Here is a 17908-nt window from a genome sequence, read left to right as displayed (position 1 = left end):
CTAGCACTGCTTGCCGACCACCAGCACCCAATAAGGGCCGCGCGGACCTTGTGTGATGCCAACGCCGAATTCCTCGATCCGGGGGTGCAGCATGTTGCGACGGTGACCGGGCGAGTTCAGCCAGCCATCCACAATCTGCTCTGAGCGGGGATAGCCCCAGGCGATATTCTCGGCGACGATGCAGTCATTATAGCCTGCCTGCTTTACCCGCGCCTGCGAGTTGGTGCCATCCGACCCACGGTGATCGAAGAAGTTGTTGACCAGCATGTCACAGGCATGGACCATCGCGGCCTGTCCCAACTGGCGGTTGAAACGCAGCGGCGCCTCACCGTTGGCGCGGCGGCTCTGGTTCAGGCCAGCCGCGATCTGCGTGGCCAGTTCGTTGACGTTCGGGGGGGCAACACAATCGGCGGCAGCCGCTGAAGTACCAACAAAAGAGAGTGCCAACACGGCCATAATGCGAGCAATGCGAGTCATAATTGCGATCCCGTCGATTGAATAAAACCACCGTAAGGATCACCGTCCAACGCGGCAACGCGAAGGCGACTCTAAGGCACAGAAGCGGCGATTACGTGCCGACTCGACGCAATTGGAAACTAATCGCGCTTATGGCAAAGATTGTCGCCGCAACGCAGATAATCATCGGACCGACCGACGTGTCAAAGATCACGGCAAGCCGCAATCCGGCCACAGCCGAGAGCACGCCGATTCCCATCGACAGAAATGCCATGCGTTCTGGTGTGCTGGCATAGTTGCGCGCAGCGGCTGCCGGAATGATCAGAAGTGCTGTGATCAGCAATGCGCCGACAACCTTGATCGCCACAGCCACAACCGCCGCCAGCAAGAGCGTGAGCACCAGCTGTTCACGGCGCGGATTGATGCCTGCCGCATAGGCAAGGTCTGGGCTGAGCGTTGCTGTCAGCATCGCGGACCAATGCCACCAGAGTGCGGCGACAACCAGCGCCCCGCCGCCCCAGATCACCGCCAGATCGCCGCGCGTCACGCTCAGGACATCACCGAAGAGATAGGCATCCAGATCAACCCTTTGGCCGGGGATCAGCGTGACAGCCACCAAACCTATGGCCAGAGCGGCATGCGCAAGGACGCCCAGCATCGTATCGACGGCGGCACCCTGACTGCTGAGCCCGTGGATCAAGACAGCCATCGCCAAGGCAACGACGCCCACCCCCAAGGTAATCGAGGTGCCGAAAAGCAGTGCCAGCGCCACGCCCAGAACGGCGGCATGGGCTGTCGCGTCACCGAAATAGGCCATGCGCCGCCAGACGACAAAACAGCCCAGCACGCCAGCCGCGATTGCAGTCCCGACACCGGCAAGTGCCGCGCGCACCAGAAAATCATCCAGCATCTATTCCGCCGCCTCATGATGATGGTGGTGATCATGGTCGTGCCCGTGATCATGGTCGTGGCGATAAAGCGCAAGCGCACCGCCCGTGCCTGTCCCGAACAACTCGCGATATGCGGGCGCGGCAGAGACCACTTCGGGCGTGCCTTCGCAGCAGATATGCCCGTTGAGACAAATTACCCTATCGGACGCGCTCATCACGACGTGCAATTCATGGCTGACCATCAACACAGCGCAACCGATATCGCGGCGCACCGCCTCGATCTGTCGGTAGAACGCCGCCGATCCCGGCTGGTCGAGGCCCTGTGTCGCCTCATCCAGCATCAGGATATCGGGTTTCCCCAAGATCGCACGCGCGAGCATCACCCGCTGGAACTGTCCCCCCGATAACTGCGACATCTGCCGTGTACCAAGGCCCGCAACACCCGCCGTGCGCAACGCCTCTTTCGCATCGTCAGGGTCCACCGGGTGCGGCAGATTCAGGAACCGGTTCACAGTGATCGGCAGTGTCGGATCAATATGCAGCTTTTGTGGCACATAGCCGATGCGCAAACCCTCTTGGCGTTTCACAGAGCCTTTCTGCGGGTTCAGGGCGCCGATCAGGACACGCAGCAGCGTTGATTTACCCGATCCGTTTGGTCCGACAATGGTGACGATCTCGCCGGGTTCAAGCGCAAGGCTCACCCCTTGCAAAACCTTCTGGCCACCGTGTGAGAATTCAATGTGGCGCGCATCAATCAGGCTCATGCTGCATCCTTTTTCTGGCAGCTAGGGCACAGCCCTTCGGCCTCAAAAACGGTCTGTTCAACCTGAAACCCACTCAAGGCTGCTGTCTGATTCATAGCGGCGTTGGCCTGCGCCTCGGCAACCTTGCCGCAACTGCGGCAAATCATGAAAGCCGGATCATGGGCCGCCCCGGGGTGGGTACAGGCAATAAAGGCATTCAGCCGTTCGACGCGATGCACAAACCCCTGCTCCACCAGAAACGCCAGCGCACGATAGGCGACCGGCGGCTTGGACCCGAGCCCTTCGGCATCCAGACGCGCCAACACATCATAGGCCCCCATCGCGGCATGGCTTTCCAACAGGATCTCAAGCACGCGTCGACGCACAGGCGTCAGTTGCACCGCGCGTTCTTTGCAGGCGGCCTCGGCAGCCGCCAAAGCGGAACTAACACAAGCACTATGATCGTGACTGGCAAAGCCCAGCGTCTCCTGTGGCATGATCGCCCCTTGTTATGTTATAACATACACATTATAGCGATGGCGATTTCAAAGAACAAGGACCGCACGATGATTCGTTTTCTTGCCGCATTTTCCCTTCTTCCTTCCGTCGCGCTGGCCGAAGTACCGCGTGTGATGACGGATATTGCCCCTATTCACAGCCTGACAGCACAAGTCATGGGTGATCTTGGCCAGCCCGATGTTCTGTTGCCACCCGGTGCGGACCCGCATGACTATGCGCTGCGGCCAAGCGATGCAGAGCGGTTGAGCACTGCCGATCTGGTGATCTGGGTCGGCGAAAGTTTGACACCTTGGCTTGAAGAGCCGCTTGAAACGCTCGCCCCGCAAGCCCCCCGCTTTGAATTGCTCGAGGTCGACGGCTGGGAAAAGCTGGAAGCGCGCGGGAAAGATGATCACGGGCATGAGGATCATGGACACGACGATCATGGGCACGATGACCACGGGCACGATGATCATGACCACGGACACAATCATGCCCATGATCACGGCGACTATGATCCGCACGCATGGCTTGATCCGGTTGTCGCCCAAAGTTGGGTTTCCGCGATTGCGGGCGAGTTGAGCGCGCTGGACCCGGACAATGCCGCAACCTATGCCGCCAATGCGAAAGCCACGATTGCCGCCCTCGCTGCACTTGAGGCGGAGCTGGCCGCACAATTGGCAGGCCTCTCGGACCGCGCGTATATCCTGCCGCATGATGGCTATCAGTATTTCGAGGCGCGTTTCGGGCTGACAGCACAGGCCGCGATTTCCGGCATTGATGCGCGCACACCCGGGCCTGCACAAATCGCCGCATTGCGCGAGGAGATGGCCGCGCAGAATGTGGTCTGTGTCTTTAGTGATGCGGAAATCGGTGATCGTTGGGCAACCGTGATCATCGAGGGAACCTCTGCCAAGACGGCCGCGATCGACGGTGTCGGGGCCGGCCTCGCGGCGGGACCTGCGCTTTACGGGCAAATGCTGGAGCGGCTTGCCGCGCAGTTTGCAGGCTGCCTTGGGCCCAACACGTAAGGTGGGTCTTGATCTACCTTACCTCAACGCAACCTTACTCGGCCAATAGCTTCTCGGATTGCAGCCATCCCGGAATGTCACCGATGGACGACAAAACCACGTCGGCCAGCGGTGACAATTCTTCCCGCGGCGCAGGGCCGGTCAGCACGCCAATCGTGCGCATCCCTGCAGCACGGCCCGCGTGCAGATCATGGGTACTATCGCCGACCATGAGGCAATTTTCTGCTCCCAGCCCTGTTTCGGCACAAAAAGCCAAAAGCTGTCCCGGCGCGGGTTTCCCACCGTGGCCGCTGTCATAACCTGCGATAAAATCGAAATGCTGCGTCACACCTGCGCGCGCCAGATGCGCCCGCGCGGGGGCTTCGGCATCATTTGTGGCGATGCCCAGACGCAAACCTAATTCACGCAAACCTGCAAAGTAGCTTTGCAACGGCACCGCCTCGACCTGCGTCACAGCCGCTGCCGCCGCATTCATCCGTGACAAAAGCGCGTCGGCATCCAGATCGGGCAAGACCGATCTGATGATCTCCGCCACCTCGCCTGCCGTGGACGCGATGACGATGCTCTCGGGACGGAACGTAGCTGCGGGGACATCATATCCCAACACATCCGCCAGACGTGCAAAAAGCACCGGATCATGGCCCGCTTCGGCGTCGAGCATCCCACGCGTCCACGCCCCCCACGTGGCGTTGAAGTCAAACAACGTCCCGTCCTTGTCAAAAATGATACCTTTGATCACCGCGCGCCCTTTCATCATCCATTGACAGCGGACCCTGCCCGCCCGACGGTGTCAACCTATGTTGAAACTCCGATCCTACCGCACACGGCCAATGCATCTGGGTGGCTTCCCGCTCGAGAGCCTGCGGCGTGTGGATCATGTTGATCTGTCAGCGCTTCCGCCGATGGATCCGGTGTCTTTTCGCAGACCGGACGATCGCAAAAGCATTATTGGCGCGATGCAGCATTATCAGGCGATGCTGGACGCCACCCGCGACGGCATGGTCAAGCGCGAGATGGCCGAAATCCCTGAAGACCTGACGGAAAGAGCCAATCATCTCAAAGCCTTCGGATATTACTGTGACGCCAGCATGGTGGGCGTCTGCGCAGTGCCCAAAGCTGCTTGGCTGCAAACCCCGATCATCAATCCGGATGTGGACAGGCTTGCAGATAAACTGCGCACAATGCAGCCAAAGTCGCTTGCCGCCGGGATTGACGTGATTATGGCGGGCTTGCGGGAAAGCATGTCTTTGCCACCCGCCGATTGCCGCCATCATACCCATGCGCTGGTGTTTCTCTACGACCACCCCCGCGCGCCCGAGGAGAGCGAACAGGGGACCCGCTGGATCAAGGACGCGCTGCCCCAACGCGCCTGCCTGCGCGGAATGGAAACAGCCGTCACACTGGCCAGCTATATCCGCACGCTGGGCCATGAGGCGCGCGCCCATTCAATGGCCGCCACCGATGTGCATCTGGGCGCTCTTGCGGCCCTTGCGGGCCTTGTCGCGCTGGAGGACGGCGCACTCATGAACCCATTCACCGGTGACCGCTACGGACTGGCAGCGATCACAACGACGCTGGCGATGACACCGGACAAACCTCTTGCGCCAGGACAGCAGGCACCGCGCAGCTATCACACGGGGCTCGGCACCCATGCCAGGACTGCCCGCACCCGCGATCCCTTTGCCAAGCGCGATTTCGCCCTCGGCCCGCATCCTTTCGAGACGCTGAAACGGGTGGATGACCCCACGACCTACATCGACCGCGCAAACGTCGCGCGGGTGCCCAAACGCGCAAATATGTTCGTACGCGGGCTCTTCGGTGATATGGGCAAGCAGGTGCAAGAGGCCACCAAGAACGGCAACTACGTCCGCAAATCCGCAGCCGCCTTTGCGTTCCGGCCGTCGCTGGGAGCCTTTGTGCTTCTGCAGGACGGCGAGGCCGTGGGCGAACCCGTCGTGGACACGCCTGAAAACAACGCCGCCAACATCAAGGCCGCGCTTTACTTTTTGGGTGTCGATGCCGTGGGCCTGTCGGCCTGCCCCGACTGGACCTATTACAGCCACGACACCACCGGCGCGCCGATCACCCCCTACCACGATCACGCGATTTCCATGATCATCGATCAGGGCCATGAAACCATGGAAGGGGCATCCGGCGACGACTGGATCGCCTGTGCGCAATCCATGCGCGCCTATTTGCGGTTCTCGCTTTTGGGCGGTGTGCTGGCCCAGCATTTGCGCAATCTGGGCTATACAGCGCGCGTTCATTCGGTGATGGACGAAGAGGTGCTGCATCCGCCACTCTTGTTGCTGTCGGGACTGGGTGAGGTCAGCCGCATTGGCGAGGTGATCCTGAACCCCTTCCTTGGGCCGCGCCTGAAATCCGGCGTTGTCACCACCAACATGCCGATGACGCATGACAAACCCATCGACTTTGGTCTGCAAAAATTCTGTGACGCCTGTAACAAATGCGCCCGCGAATGCCCCTCTGGTGCGATCACCGCAGGGCCGAAGCTGATGTTCAACGGCTACGAGATCTGGAAGTCCGATAGCCAGAAATGCACGACCTACCGCGTCAGCCAGAAGAACGGGGCGATGTGCGGGCGCTGTATGAAAACCTGCCCGTGGAACCTTGAAGGGCTTTTCGCCGAAGCGCCGTTTCGCAAGCTGGCGATGACCGTGCCACAGGCGGCCAAGACGCTGGCTGCCCTTGATGACCGCCTCGGGAAAGGTGCGATCAACCCCGTCAAGAAATGGTGGTGGGACCTGGAGATGGAGGACGACGGCGCCTACCGCCCTGCGCGCCATCCGGTCAACGCCCGCAATCTTCAGCCAGAGCTGGACCTGAAATTCAGCGACCAGACGCTGGCTGTCTATCCCGCCCCTTTGGCACCACCCCCCTACCCTTGGCCCGCGCCCATGGACCGCGAGGCAGGGATCGCCGCCTATCAGGCCATGATCACCGCCGATGAACACCGCGCGCGCCGTGCCGCAGGTCTGCCGCCCGAGCATATCTACGCGCCCGTTCAGGGCGAGACACCTGTCATCGCAGCGATCGTCAGCAAGGCCGAACGGATGACGGACAAGGTGACGAAATATGAATTCACCCGCGCTGACGGAGGCCCGTTACCACCCGCAACCGCAGGAGCGCATATTGATGTGGTCGTGGCCCCTGAATTCTTCCGCCAGTACTCGCTCAGTGGTGATCCGGCCGATCATGGCAAGTATCAGATTGCCGTGCTGCGTGAAGATGCGGGCCGTGGCGGTTCGAAACTCATGCACCGCATATTCACGGAAGGCCGGCGCGTCTTCATCTCGCCCCCGATCAACCATTTCCCGCTGGTCGAGGACGCCTCTGAGACCCTGTTGATGGGCGGCGGGATCGGTGTGACGCCAATGATCGCGATGGCCCACAGGCTCCATGCGATCGGTGCCGCGTTCATGCTGCACTACAGTATTCCGAGCCGTGCAGAAGCTGGATTTCTGCATGATCTGGCAACGGTACCTTGGGCGGATAACGTGGCATTACATGTCTCGGATGAAGGCACACGTGCCGATCTTGCGGCGCTCACCCGCTATGTTGCAGGAGCGCATATCTACACCTGCGGACCTGATGCCTATATGGCCGCAGTCATGGATGCCGCGGCGAAAAACGGCTTTCCCGAAGAGGCGCGGCATCTTGAATATTTCGCTGTGCCGGAACAGCCCGATTATGAAAATCACCCGTTTATGCTGGTCCTGAAAGACGGACGCACCGTGGATGTTGCTGCTGACCAGTCGGCATCTGATGCGCTGATTGCCGCGGGGGTGCATGTGGATGTGAAATGTTCTGATGGTCTCTGCGGTGTGTGCAAATGCCGCGTGCTTGAAGGGGCTGTCGAGCATCGCGACTTTGTGCTTTCCAAAACCCAGCGCGAGACCGAGATCATCCTGTGCCAGAGCCGTGCGTCAGTGGCGGGCGGAACGCTCAGAATCGACCTTTAGGTCCAATGCACGCTTTCAGCGCCAGGGAGCGCGTAGCGCGCGCGCAGCGGCTGATCATATCCCAATCCGGTGCTATCACAAAATTCGATGACCCATGTGTCATCCATGGTAATGAACTCCAGCACAGCGGCCAGAAAAGCAGGATCTGTCGCGCGGTCGCGCAGATCATCGACCGTTCCGCCTGAAGCACCCAGAAAAACCGGGCAGAGTTCGTCATTGCCGGCCAGCCACGCCAGCCCCTTCAACGCAATCACTTCGGCTTGTTCGTGTTGCATCCCGTGCCCTTCGTTTTGCAGAAACATTTTCTTAACTATTCGCACCCAATCTGTCGTCACAGAACCGAGCAGAACGCTCTTGATAGGTGCAAGAAATGCCTGGCCGCATATTGATCATAGATACCGTAGCAACGAATAGAATCGTGTTGAAAGTCAAGATGCTGGCAGCACAATTTGCAGTCGACGCCTGCGCGAGCAAGGCTGAGGCAATCCAGATGATCGAGCGGAACCGGCCCGATCTAATTTTGCTCAACCTCTCTGATGCAGCGCATGACCAGCATAGCCTCTGCCGTGATCTGCGCCGTTCCACAGTGACGACATCTATCGCAATCATTGCCGTTGGTGTCGCCGATACCTCAAGGGCGCGGTTTGCAGCCCTTGATGCAGGCGCAGATGATGTGCTGCCCCATCCTGTGAATGATGCACTTCTGCTGGCACGCATCCGCAGTCTTTTGCGGGTCCGCAGCACCAGTCACGAACTGATGCTGCGCGAAAGCACAAGCCGTGCCTTGGGTTTTGAAGAAAGCAAAGCGGCCTTTGACGGTGCCGTGCGCATCGCCATCCTGAGCCAGGATGCGCAGGCTGTCACCGGCCTCAAGGCCGGCCTGTGCGCGGGGCTGCGCAGTGCGATTCCGGTGCTGCATCCCAATGACGCCCTGCTTGGCGATGAAAGCAGTGCTGCGCATGATCTCTTTGTGATCAATGCCGCGGCGGTCGGGGATGGCGGAAGCCGGCTTTTCGGGTTGGTGTCCGACCTGCGCGCGCGCACCCAGACGCGGCTTGCAATGCAGCTTGTCGTGGTTCCGGCTGACGCGCCAGAGGTGGCCGCGATGTTCCTTGATCTTGGCGCAGATGACGTGGTGCCCGCCACCAGCGATGCCGATGAAATCAGCATGCGCGCAACGCGCCTGATCGCGCGCAAACGGCAACACGACAAATTGCGCGATACAGTCCGCAACGGATTGAACGCTGCTGTGACTGATCCGCTGACCGGGCTGTTTAACCGGCGCTATGTTGAGCCGCATCTGGCGCGCCTTGCCGATCAGTCGCGCAAATCAGGGCGGGAACTGGCCGTGATGATGATCGACATTGATCACTTTAAATCCGTGAATGACACCCACGGGCATGCAGCGGGCGACAAAGTACTGGTCGAGCTTGCCAACCGCCTGCGTGAAAACCTGCGCGCGATTGATCTGGTGGCGCGAATGGGCGGCGAAGAATTTCTGGTCGCCATGCCGGGGACATCTGTTTCAGATGCACGGATGGCCGCCGCACGGCTATGCGAACTGGTCAATGCGACACCGTTCAATCTGGGCGAAGGGCTTCCGATGTTGAAGGTGACCGTGTCGGTCGGTGTCGCGGTCAGCGGGCAGATGAATGCAGAGAGCAACGCGATCACCAAAATCTGTGATCGGGCAGACAAGGCGCTCTATGCGGCCAAATCCGCAGGCCGTGATCAGGTGGCGTTCAGCAAATCAGCCGCCTGAGGATCGGTCGCGCAGGCTGCGGGCACGCGACATCTCTTCCAATACTTGATCTGCAAAGGCGCGGCGGCGCTCGGGCGTCATTGCGGTAATCTGTTCCACCACAACCTCTTGTGCCGTGGCCTGAACCGCAGTGATCCGTTCGCTTTGCTCGGCAAGCAACGCCCGCAAGACATCAGGTTCAAAAGGATCGGCCTGCAAGGCTGCAACCACACGATTGACGCGATCACGCAGATCGAAATCACGCAAAGACCGGTCTTCGCGCAGTTTGCGTCCGATGGCACGGCGTTCCTGCGGTTCAAGCGCCCGTGCAATCGGCCCAAGCCCGAGATCGAAACTGCGCGGTGGTCCGTCACCCCAACGCCCCGAAGCCGCAGACCCCACGACAACCCCGATCACCGCAAGGTTGAGCGCAAGCGAGAGCACAAGCACGATCCGCCAAAGGCGGCTCGGGCGCGCTTGTGGTGTTTTATCGTCAGCCATCACCCAATGCTCCTGCGTCGAGAATCAAATCTGTTGTAAAGAGGTTGATACTTACCTCATCCCCCATCATCGCGGCGGTCACATCCTGCACCGATGCAGGTGGCGCCACCCCGACCCAAATGCCGGCAACTGTCGCCATGGCAAGCCCGCTGACCGCAGGCCAGCCACCAATCGCATCCAGCATGCGCATCATCAAACCGGGCCGGGCCACGGGGGCTGCGACCGCGCGCGGCTGTACGGCGTCGGCATCGGCAATGACACGCGCCATCAGGGCATCGCCGGGCACAGGGGATGTGCCGCGCGCCTGCGCGAAAAGATCGTCCAGCATGTCGTCATTCGGGTTCGTCATCGTCATACCCCAGTTCTGCCTTCCGCCCTGCCATGATATCGGCAAGGGCCCGTTTCCCGCGTGCTGTCAGACTTTCCACGGACCGCACGCTGATGTCCATGATTTGCGCAATTTCAGGGTTCGCAAGCCCCTCGAGATGGCGCAGCGATACCGCCTGCGCCTGTCGCTCCGGCAATTGTGCCAGCGCATCAGACAGCGCCATCATACGCGCCTGCGTCTGCATTTGCGCGACTGCGCTGGGGCTTGGATCGGGCGGTTCGGCCACCTGATCCAGCGGCACACCACCCCGCCTTTTACGCAACCGGTCGGTGCAGAGGTTCGCCACGACGCGGTAAAGCCAAGTACTCACCTGCGCTTCGCCCTGCCGCCATTCGGGGGCGATCTTCCACAGCCGCATCATCGCGTCCTGCGCCACGTCCTCGGCCTCGGAGCCATTGCCCAACATACGCGTGGCCTGCGCCAGCACGCGTGGCAACAGCCGCGCCGTCAGATACCGCGCAGCCTGCCCGTCGCCATTGGCGTAGGCTACCAAGAGCGCCGCGTCTTCGGCGCCCGCAAAGGGGTCTGGCGATGCGTTCATCTGTCAGTTTGCTAGCCAACTTCATGCCGGGTGGCAATTGGCAGAAGGCCAAAACGCCCTCTGCCAGCCACGTCCTAGCCGCGATCGCGTGGGCCGTCGCCACGATGATCACCGCGACCTTCGCCGCGCCGTTCACCCATCCGCGCCTTGGCGGCCTCAAACTCTTCTGCGGAAATCACACCGTCACTATCGGCATCGACGCGGTCAAACATCTGTGCCGCACGACGTTCGCCCCGCGATGGCATTTCGTCCTGCTGCAGCAGACCATCTTCGTTGTCGTCAAAACGCGCAATCATGCGGGTGGCGCGTTCTGTGGCCCGTTCCGCGCCAGACGCAGCCAGTTCGGCAACAGACAAGGCGCCGTCACCATCGGTGTCGATTTCGGCAAAGCGGGCTTCACCGCGCGCCTGCATTTCCTCCAAAGTCAGCGCACCGTCACCATTGATATCAAGTGTGGCAAAATCCGGCCGTTCGCGGTGGTTCTCTGCCTGTGCTGCCCCCGCTGTCAAAACCAGACCCGAGAGAAGCGCTGCTGTCAAAATCTTCGTTTTCATTGTGTTGTCCTTTTTTGCATCCTTGCAGCCTATCTGTGCTGCTGATGCTCCTTGAACGCGGGGGCGCACTAACTCCGGCGCAGTTTCCTGAAGAATTTTTGGCACGTCACAAATCGGCGCACCCCCTTTTCAAACCAATCGCAATAGTCCATGTGAAAAGGGCAAGACGGAGTTTTCTTATGTCGAACGCAGAAACGATCCTTGATGATCGCCCAACCAAACCTGCCATTCTCAACGGACTGCGGTGCAAATGCCCGAACTGCGGCGAAGGGAAACTGTTCGCGCGCTATCTCAGGGTCGCTGATACCTGCCCTGTCTGCCACGAGGAACTGTCGCACCACCGTGCCGATGACGGCCCCGCCTATCTGACTATTCTGCTGGTGGCTCATATCATTGGTTTTGTGATCCACTTCTGGTGGGTCTATTATCGGCCTGAACCCTGGGTCATGGCGACCGGACTGACTATCGGGTCTGTCGCGCTGTCGCTGGCGCTTTTGCCGCGTATGAAAGGCATGATTGTCGCCATTCAATGGTCGCGCCGGATGCACGGGTTTGGCCACAACGGATAAGGGGCATCCCATCGACAAATCCGCGATCAGAGATGCCGCAACGATCATCGTTCTTCGGGATGCGAACACCCGGCCATCGGTTTTGATGGGGCAACGCGGCGCCGGTGCAGCCTTCATGCCCGGCAAATTTGTCTTCCCCGGCGGTGCTGTTGATGACAACGACGCAGCCGTCCCCGTCACATCACTGTCCCCGCTGGATGAAGCGCGCCTTGCAAATGAAAGCACCCGTGCGCCCGTGGCCCTTGCTGCCGCTGCCATCCGCGAGCTCTGGGAAGAAACCGGTCAGGTTCTGGGCCACCCGGGCCATTGGTCCGAGCCACCACAGGGATGGCGCGGTTTTGCCGCCACCGGGCATGTCCCTCACGCCGCAGCCCTGCAATTCTTTTTCCGTGCTGTCACACCGGCGGGGCGCCCGCGCCGGTTCGATGCGCGGTTCTTTCTGGCGGATGTGGACCATTTGAAGACGGACCCCGATGATTTCTCGAACGCCGAGGATGAACTGGCGCATCTGCAATGGGTGCCTTTGGCCGATGCGCGCAAGTTCAATCTGCCTTTCATCACACAGGTTGTTCTGGCCGAGTTGGCCAGCCATATCGCACGTGGCGGCACGCCGGCCAGCGTGCCCTTCTTTCGCAATGATGATGAAGCACATCTGGTCAGCCGCCTTGCCGGCCAAAGCCCGCTAGAGCAATAAGACCAGCATGATGATGCTAAGGGTCAGCAATGCCAGACCCTGCCATTCACGCAGGCTGACTTTCTCACCAAAAACAAACGCTCCGATCATGAGCGAGAACAAAAGCTCGATCTGCCCCACCGCGTTCACATAGGCTGCGTTTTGCAAGGTGTAGGCGGTAAACCAGCAGATTGACCCGATCATGCTGGTAACCCCGACCAGCCCCGCGACCCGCCACGCCGAGAGCACACGCATGATCTCGCCCCGTTCCCGCCACGCAAGCCAGAGCGCCATGGAAATGGTCTGAAAGGCGGTGACCAGCGCCAGCGTGACAATCGCACGGTAAAACACATCTCCCTCGGCCAATGACAGCGCCGCGCCGCGCACGCCGTTGCCCGAGATGCCAAAGAGCACACCCGCACCAAGGCCCAAGGCCGTGGCGCGGTTGAAAATACGTTTGCGCCACGGACCGATGCCGCCTGGCGGATCGGAGAGCAAAAGCACGCCTGCAAGGCCGATCATCATCGCCGTGATCGTCAAAGGCGTGAACGTATCCCCCAGAATGAGGAAGCCGAAAAGTGCACTCAGCAGCACTTCGGACTTCTTGAACGTAATGCCGACGGCAAAATTGCGATGGCTGAAAAGTGCGACGACACACATTGTCGCCAATATCTGCGAGGTGCCACCCGCCAGCGCATAGGGCCAGAATGCGGGCGGTATTTGCGGTGTGCCTTGACCCGAGGCTGTCGCATAGACAAGGGCGATCACCGCAACGAGTGGCGCGGAATAGATGAACCGTGCAAAGGTCGCGCCAGCGGTCGAAAGCGCCATGCTTTTGAGGCGCTTTTGCAGCATAAACCGCAGGGTCTGCGCTGTGGCCGCGCCAATGGTGATGGGGATCCAGAGTTCCATTTAGGCCCTATGCCAGCAATCTCTGCCCCTCACCAGCGCGGACTAGCCCTTGACCCCCACCGCTTTGCCTGCACCCTCGGGCATCGGCAAGGCTGCATGGGCAGCAGCCACTTTCGCCAAAGTCGCCGCCTGCGCGGGCGCAGGATCAGACGCGCGGCGCGTCTCAAGGCTGACGTGGATCAGCATGTGCTCGCCCGTGGCCAGTTCACGCGCGCCTTCATACATCCGGTGAAACACATGCATCTTTTTTCCCGCCCCGTTCAGGACTTGCGTTTCGATCCGGATCACAGCACCTGCATGGACCTCATCCAGATGCCGGATATGGGTTTCCGCAGTAAAGTAGCTGCCGCCGGTTGCGATGTACTCTGCATCACAGCCGACAAGCGCCATCATCCGGTCGGTCGCATCGCCAAAGGCCTGCAAATAGCGCGCCTCGTTCATGTGCCCGTTGTAGTCGGTCCAATCGAGCGGCACCGCGCGTTCCACGGTCACGATCGGCTGACCAAGATCATCGGGCAGACCAATGGCCCCTTCCACACGGCGGTCCTGTGCGTTCAAGAGCTTGCCCGCGCCCCAGTTCTGCGCCTTCAGACCGCGCAGGATTGTGACGAGGTTATTGTCGCGCGCGCGCTCCAGTTCACGGATCGTGTACATGCCCGATTGCGCATCGGATTGATCCGCCACGGCATCAATCAGTTCATCGGTCAGTTCGGGCACATCCATCAACTTGGTCCACGGCCATTCAAGACATGGCCCGAATTGTTCGATGAAATGCCGCATCCCCGCTTCACCACCGGCAATGCGGTAGGTTTCAAACAGGCCCATCTGCGCCCAGCGCAGGCCAAAGCCATAGCGGATCGCGTTGTCGATTTCCTCGGTCGTGGCAATGCCGTCCTTGATCAGCCAGAGCGCTTCGCGCCAGACAGCCTCAAGGAAACGGTCAGCGATATGGGCGTCAATTTCGGCGCGGACATGCAGGGGGTACATGCCGATTTCGGTCAAAATCTCTTTGGCACGCGCGACAATCTGCGGTGCGGTCTTGTCGCTCGGGACCAGTTCGACCAGTGGCAAAAGGTAGACCGGATTGAACGGATGGGCGACGACGATCTGTTCAGGGCGTGTGGCGCAGCCTTGTAATTCGGACGGCTTGAACCCGCTGGTCGAGGACCCGATCACCGCATCATGGGGGCAATGTTCCTGCAAGGTTTGATAGACCTTGCGCTTCAATTCCAGCCGCTCGGGCACGCTTTCCTGCACCCAGTCCACGCCTGTCACAGCAGCGGACATGGTGTCATGAAAACTCAGTTGCCCCTCGGCAGGCAAAGCCACATCCGACAGCCCCGGCAAGGACCGGCGCGCGTTGTTCAGCACTTCGGTGATCTTGCGCCCGGCCTCTGGATCGGGGTCAAAGACGCGGACATCCCAGCCCATCAGCAGGAACCGCGCAGCCCAGCCACCACCAATAACGCCACCGCCGATAATCGCTGCTGTCTTTTGTGTCATTGTCTAGCCTGCCGGTTTGTCATCAGGGTGATCGAATTCATCCGCAGGCACAGGTTCGCGGCGAATACTTGGGTCGCAGGCCACCATTGCCGTTTCGCTGTCACGGATGATCAGGCCACCGCGCGCGCGGCAGTCCTCAAAGGTCATACGCCCGCCAATAACCATGAATTCGCGCATCCCCCCGCCGCCGCCACTGCTGGTCATGCCGCCGCCCTCGCAAGCGGCCAAGGCGATCACACTGCCCAAAATCAACCGTTTCATCGTTAAAACTCCTCTAGTCGGCTCAAATCATATCCGTTGAATTGCAAAACATCACGCGCCGCTTCCAGACGGTCAGCGCGAATGTCGGGGGTGCGGTTCAAAATCCAGCCCGACCGCCCGTTGGGGGCACCAACAACGGCGGTGCGGTAATCCTCATCCGTCCAGAGCACCCAGTAATCGGCGGCGACGAAAGGCACCGAGGGGAAGCGCACCTTCAACCGGCCCGGCCCGACAATTTCCGCCGTGCCTGCGATGCGCGCAGTCTCCTGGCCCGCCGCGTCGCGGCAGATGTTGAGAACGGAGAGCAAGCCATCATCGCGCAAACCGTATTCCGCCGTCACGCCGACACAGCCCGCCTGAAATGGGACGGGATAGCGTGACACCTCATACCAGAAGCCAAGATACCGCTCCGGCTCAAAAACCGCCTTCGATGCAATCGGCACGTCGGTATCGCGGTAGACAGAAAAGAGACCGCCACTGCCCTGCGTGCTGCACCCCGCCAAAAGCAGGATGACGGCCAAAACCCTCATCGCGCGACCGGCGCGCGTTTGGTCAGGCCCAGTTTGGCGCGGACCTCGGCGGGGCCGATCACCTTTGCGCCAAGGTTTTCAATGATCCCGGCCGCGCGTTCGACCAGTTGGGCATTGGTGGCCAAAACGCCGCGATCGAGCATCAGATTGTCTTCCAGCCCGACCCGCACATTTCCGCCTGCAAGAACCGAGGCCGCCACGTAAGGCATCTGGCTGCGGCCAAGGCCAAAAGCGGAAAATGTCCAGTCATCCGGCACGTTATTGACCATCGCCATGAAGGTGTTGAGATCATCCGGCGCGCCCCACGGCACCCCCATGCAAAGCTGCACCAGCGCAGGGCTGTCCAGCACACCATCTTTGACCAACTGCTTGGCGTACCAAAGATGGCCCGTATCAAAGGCCTCGATTTCGGGCTTTACCCCCAGTTCGGTCATCATCCGCCCCATGGCAATCAACATGCCGGGGGTGTTGGTCATGACGTAATCGGCTTCGGCAAAATTCATCGTGCCGCAATCGAGCGTGCAAATCTCGGGCAGGCATTCGGCCACATGGGCAACCCGTTCGGTCGCACCCACCATATCCGTGCCCGCAATCGTCGGCAGGGGCGTCTCCACTCCGCCAAACACCATATCCCCGCCCATGCCAGCGGTCAGATTGAGGACAACATCGACCTCCGCCTCGCGAATGCGGTCGGTTACCTCGCGGTAAAGCGCAAGATCGCGCGACGGCGCGCCGGTCTCAGGATCACGCACGTGGCAATGCACCACCGCAGCACCCGCCCTTGCCGCATCAATCGCACTTTCGGCAATCTGGCGGGGCGAGCGCGGCACATGGGGGCTACGATCCTGGGTCGATCCAGAGCCCGTGACAGCGCAGGTGATAAACACCTCTTTGTTCATTTGCAGCGGCATATGCGGTCTCCTTTGGGTGTTTGCGTGACATTTGCCCATATCAGAGCACCGCACAAGGCAGAATTCCCGACGACAGGGGTGTCACTCTGCCGATCAAACTGTGCAACGGAAGTCTGCGTAAGGTGGATTGAAATCCAACTTACCTAATAGGGCATCGGGTGTTCCTTATGCACCGCGTCAATCGCGGCAATCACCTCATCCGAGAGAACCACACCCTTCCCATCAAGAATTTGCTGCAACTGCGCCGAGGTCGTCGCCCCAAAAATCGCTGAGACCGCAAAGGGCCGCGTGCGCTGCCACGCCATCGCCATATGCACCGGATCGAGCCCGTGTTTCGCCGCCAGATCAAGATAGGCCTGCGCGGCTGGCCACAACCGTTCGGTCACGCGCCCACCCAGATCACCGTTGATCGACAGACGGCTTCCTCCCGGCACAGCGCCATTCTGGTATTTGCCGGTCAGTACACCGCAGGCGAGCGGAGAGAACGACAGCAAGGTCACATCCTCGTTCACGGCCATCTCGGCCATGTCGGTGTCATAGAGGCGGCACAGCAGCGAATATTCGTTCTGGACAGAGGCCATGCGCGGCAGTCCCGCAGCCTTGGCCTGATCGATCCACTTGGTCATCCCCCAGGCGCTTTCGTTCGACATGCCGATGCTGCGGATTTTGCCCGCTTTTACCATATCGCCCAGCGCCTCAAGCACGTCCATCATATGGTCCATTGTCTGCTGGCGGTTCTGGCCCGACGGATCATAGGTCCAGTTCTGGCGGAACATGTAAGAGCCCCGGATCGGCCAGTGCATCTGGTAGAGATCAATTACATCCGTCTGCAGCCGCTTGAGCGATGTATCCACCGCCTCGCGGATCACTGCCCCGTCATAACCGCGCCCTTCGCGCACCCAACCGGGGTTATTGCCCGACACTTTGGTCGCCACCACAATCTCGTCGCGGCGGCCGGTCTTGGCGATCCAGTTCCCGATGATCTGTTCTGACAGGCCGACGGTTTCGGCGCGGATCGGGTTCACAGGATACATCTCTGCGGTATCGAGAAAGTTGATACCGGCATCCAGCGCCATGTCGATCTGCTTGTGCGCGTCATCTTCCGGTGTCTGGTTGCCATAGGTCATGGTGCCCAGACACCATTCGCTGACCATAATATCGGTGCGGCCAAGGGGGAGTTGTTTCATGACTGTTCGCCTTGTTCTTGGTTTCGTGCCGGACCC

General features: G+C 60.4%; 21 protein-coding genes. 5 read left to right on the top strand and 16 right to left on the bottom strand.

The window, feature by feature from the left end; genetic code table 11:
• The 4 genes from C7964_RS12360 to C7964_RS12345 form a co-directional block, all read right to left on the bottom strand.
• Positions 1-477, bottom strand: coding sequence for a CAP domain-containing protein (locus C7964_RS12360; RefSeq protein ID WP_110279951.1), 477 nt, complete (start codon positions 475-477; stop codon positions 1-3).
• A gap of 91 nt (positions 478-568) precedes the next feature.
• Positions 569-1366: a metal ABC transporter permease gene (locus C7964_RS12355; protein WP_110279950.1), complete on the bottom strand. Its 798-nt coding sequence runs from the start codon at positions 1364-1366 to the stop codon at positions 569-571.
• Positions 1367-2110, bottom strand: coding sequence for an ATP-binding cassette domain-containing protein (locus C7964_RS12350; RefSeq protein WP_110279949.1), 744 nt, complete (start codon positions 2108-2110; stop codon positions 1367-1369). It abuts the gene before it with no gap.
• Positions 2107-2586, bottom strand: coding sequence for a transcriptional repressor (locus C7964_RS12345; protein ID WP_110279948.1), 480 nt, complete (start codon positions 2584-2586; stop codon positions 2107-2109). The genes C7964_RS12350 and C7964_RS12345 overlap by 4 nt, the downstream gene beginning before the upstream one ends.
• 69 nt (positions 2587-2655) lie before the next feature.
• Between C7964_RS12345 and C7964_RS12340 the strand changes: the two genes are divergently transcribed.
• Positions 2656-3618 carry a zinc ABC transporter substrate-binding protein gene (locus C7964_RS12340; protein WP_110279947.1) on the top strand — a complete coding sequence of 321 codons (963 nt, stop codon included), beginning with the start codon at positions 2656-2658 and terminating at the stop codon, positions 3616-3618.
• A 34-nt stretch (positions 3619-3652) separates the two neighbouring features.
• On the opposite strand, the gene C7964_RS12335 is transcribed toward C7964_RS12340, so the two are convergent.
• Positions 3653-4357: an HAD family hydrolase gene (locus tag C7964_RS12335; RefSeq protein ID WP_286163924.1), complete on the bottom strand. Its 705-nt coding sequence runs from the start codon at positions 4355-4357 to the stop codon at positions 3653-3655.
• 58 nt (positions 4358-4415) lie between these two features.
• Here C7964_RS12335 and C7964_RS12330 point away from each other — a divergent pair, with 58 nt between their 5' ends.
• Positions 4416-7601, top strand: a complete 3186-nt coding sequence (locus C7964_RS12330) for a 2Fe-2S iron-sulfur cluster-binding protein (RefSeq protein WP_110279946.1) — start codon at positions 4416-4418, stop codon at positions 7599-7601.
• Here C7964_RS12330 and C7964_RS12325 read toward each other — a convergent pair.
• Positions 7598-7876: a DUF3572 domain-containing protein gene (locus C7964_RS12325; protein WP_110280257.1), complete on the bottom strand. Its 279-nt coding sequence runs from the start codon at positions 7874-7876 to the stop codon at positions 7598-7600. The two genes, C7964_RS12330 and C7964_RS12325, sit on opposite strands and share 4 nt — an antisense overlap.
• A 143-nt stretch (positions 7877-8019) precedes the next feature.
• Here C7964_RS12325 and C7964_RS12320 point away from each other — a divergent pair, with 143 nt between their 5' ends.
• The gene (locus C7964_RS12320) at positions 8020-9363 is read left to right on the top strand and encodes a diguanylate cyclase (RefSeq protein ID WP_502693567.1); all 1344 of its coding nucleotides are present in this window, start codon (positions 8020-8022) and stop codon (positions 9361-9363) included.
• Here the strand turns inward: C7964_RS12320 and C7964_RS12315 are convergent.
• From C7964_RS12315 to C7964_RS12300, 4 genes are all read right to left on the bottom strand, one after another.
• The gene (locus tag C7964_RS12315) at positions 9352-9843 is read right to left on the bottom strand and encodes a periplasmic heavy metal sensor (protein WP_110279944.1); all 492 of its coding nucleotides are present in this window, start codon (positions 9841-9843) and stop codon (positions 9352-9354) included. The two genes, C7964_RS12320 and C7964_RS12315, sit on opposite strands and share 12 nt — an antisense overlap.
• Positions 9836-10192: a hypothetical protein gene (locus C7964_RS12310; RefSeq protein WP_286163922.1), complete on the bottom strand. Its 357-nt coding sequence runs from the start codon at positions 10190-10192 to the stop codon at positions 9836-9838. Before C7964_RS12310 ends, C7964_RS12315 begins: the two co-directional genes overlap by 8 nt.
• Positions 10176-10772, bottom strand: a complete 597-nt coding sequence (locus tag C7964_RS12305; RefSeq protein WP_110279942.1) for an RNA polymerase sigma factor — start codon at positions 10770-10772, stop codon at positions 10176-10178. The genes C7964_RS12310 and C7964_RS12305 overlap by 17 nt, the downstream gene beginning before the upstream one ends.
• A gap of 74 nt (positions 10773-10846) precedes the next feature.
• Positions 10847-11326, bottom strand: a complete 480-nt coding sequence (locus tag C7964_RS12300) for a CREC-EF hand family protein (protein WP_110279941.1) — start codon at positions 11324-11326, stop codon at positions 10847-10849.
• Positions 11327-11505: 179 nt separating this feature from the next.
• On the opposite strand from C7964_RS12300, the gene C7964_RS12295 reads away from it, so the two are divergent.
• On the top strand, positions 11506-11895 hold the full coding sequence (locus C7964_RS12295; protein ID WP_055294383.1) for a DUF983 domain-containing protein: 390 nt from the start codon (positions 11506-11508) through the stop codon (positions 11893-11895).
• Positions 11879-12589, top strand: a complete 711-nt coding sequence (locus C7964_RS12290) for an NUDIX hydrolase (protein WP_286163921.1) — start codon at positions 11879-11881, stop codon at positions 12587-12589. The genes C7964_RS12295 and C7964_RS12290 overlap by 17 nt, the downstream gene beginning before the upstream one ends.
• On the opposite strand, the gene C7964_RS12285 is transcribed toward C7964_RS12290, so the two are convergent.
• From C7964_RS12285 to C7964_RS12260, 6 genes are all read right to left on the bottom strand, one after another.
• On the bottom strand, positions 12578-13480 hold the full coding sequence (locus tag C7964_RS12285; protein ID WP_110279940.1) for a DMT family transporter: 903 nt from the start codon (positions 13478-13480) through the stop codon (positions 12578-12580). The genes C7964_RS12290 and C7964_RS12285 overlap by 12 nt on opposite strands.
• 42 nt (positions 13481-13522) lie before the next feature.
• Positions 13523-14983 carry a carnitine 3-dehydrogenase gene (locus C7964_RS12280; protein WP_110279939.1) on the bottom strand — a complete coding sequence of 487 codons (1461 nt, stop codon included), beginning with the start codon at positions 14981-14983 and terminating at the stop codon, positions 13523-13525.
• Between the two features lie 3 nt (positions 14984-14986).
• Positions 14987-15244, bottom strand: coding sequence for a hypothetical protein (locus tag C7964_RS12275; protein WP_110279938.1), 258 nt, complete (start codon positions 15242-15244; stop codon positions 14987-14989).
• 2 nt (positions 15245-15246) lie between these two features.
• On the bottom strand, positions 15247-15774 hold the full coding sequence (locus C7964_RS12270) for a lipocalin family protein (RefSeq protein ID WP_110279937.1): 528 nt from the start codon (positions 15772-15774) through the stop codon (positions 15247-15249).
• A complete protein-coding gene (gene bcoG / locus C7964_RS12265) occupies positions 15771-16685 on the bottom strand; it encodes a 3-dehydrocarnitine:acetyl-CoA trimethylamine transferase BcoG (protein WP_110279936.1) in 915 nt (304 codons plus the stop codon). The genes C7964_RS12270 and bcoG overlap by 4 nt, the downstream gene beginning before the upstream one ends.
• A 143-nt stretch (positions 16686-16828) precedes the next feature.
• Positions 16829-17872, bottom strand: a complete 1044-nt coding sequence (locus tag C7964_RS12260; protein WP_110279935.1) for an aldo/keto reductase — start codon at positions 17870-17872, stop codon at positions 16829-16831.
• Positions 17873-17908 lie beyond the last annotated feature (36 nt).

The sequence above is a fragment of the Loktanella sp. PT4BL genome (genome assembly GCF_003201935.1).
Lineage (GTDB): Bacteria > Pseudomonadota > Alphaproteobacteria > Rhodobacterales > Rhodobacteraceae > Yoonia.
Note: the sequence above shows the minus strand (reverse complement) of the source record. Positions and strands in the feature narration are given on the sequence as shown.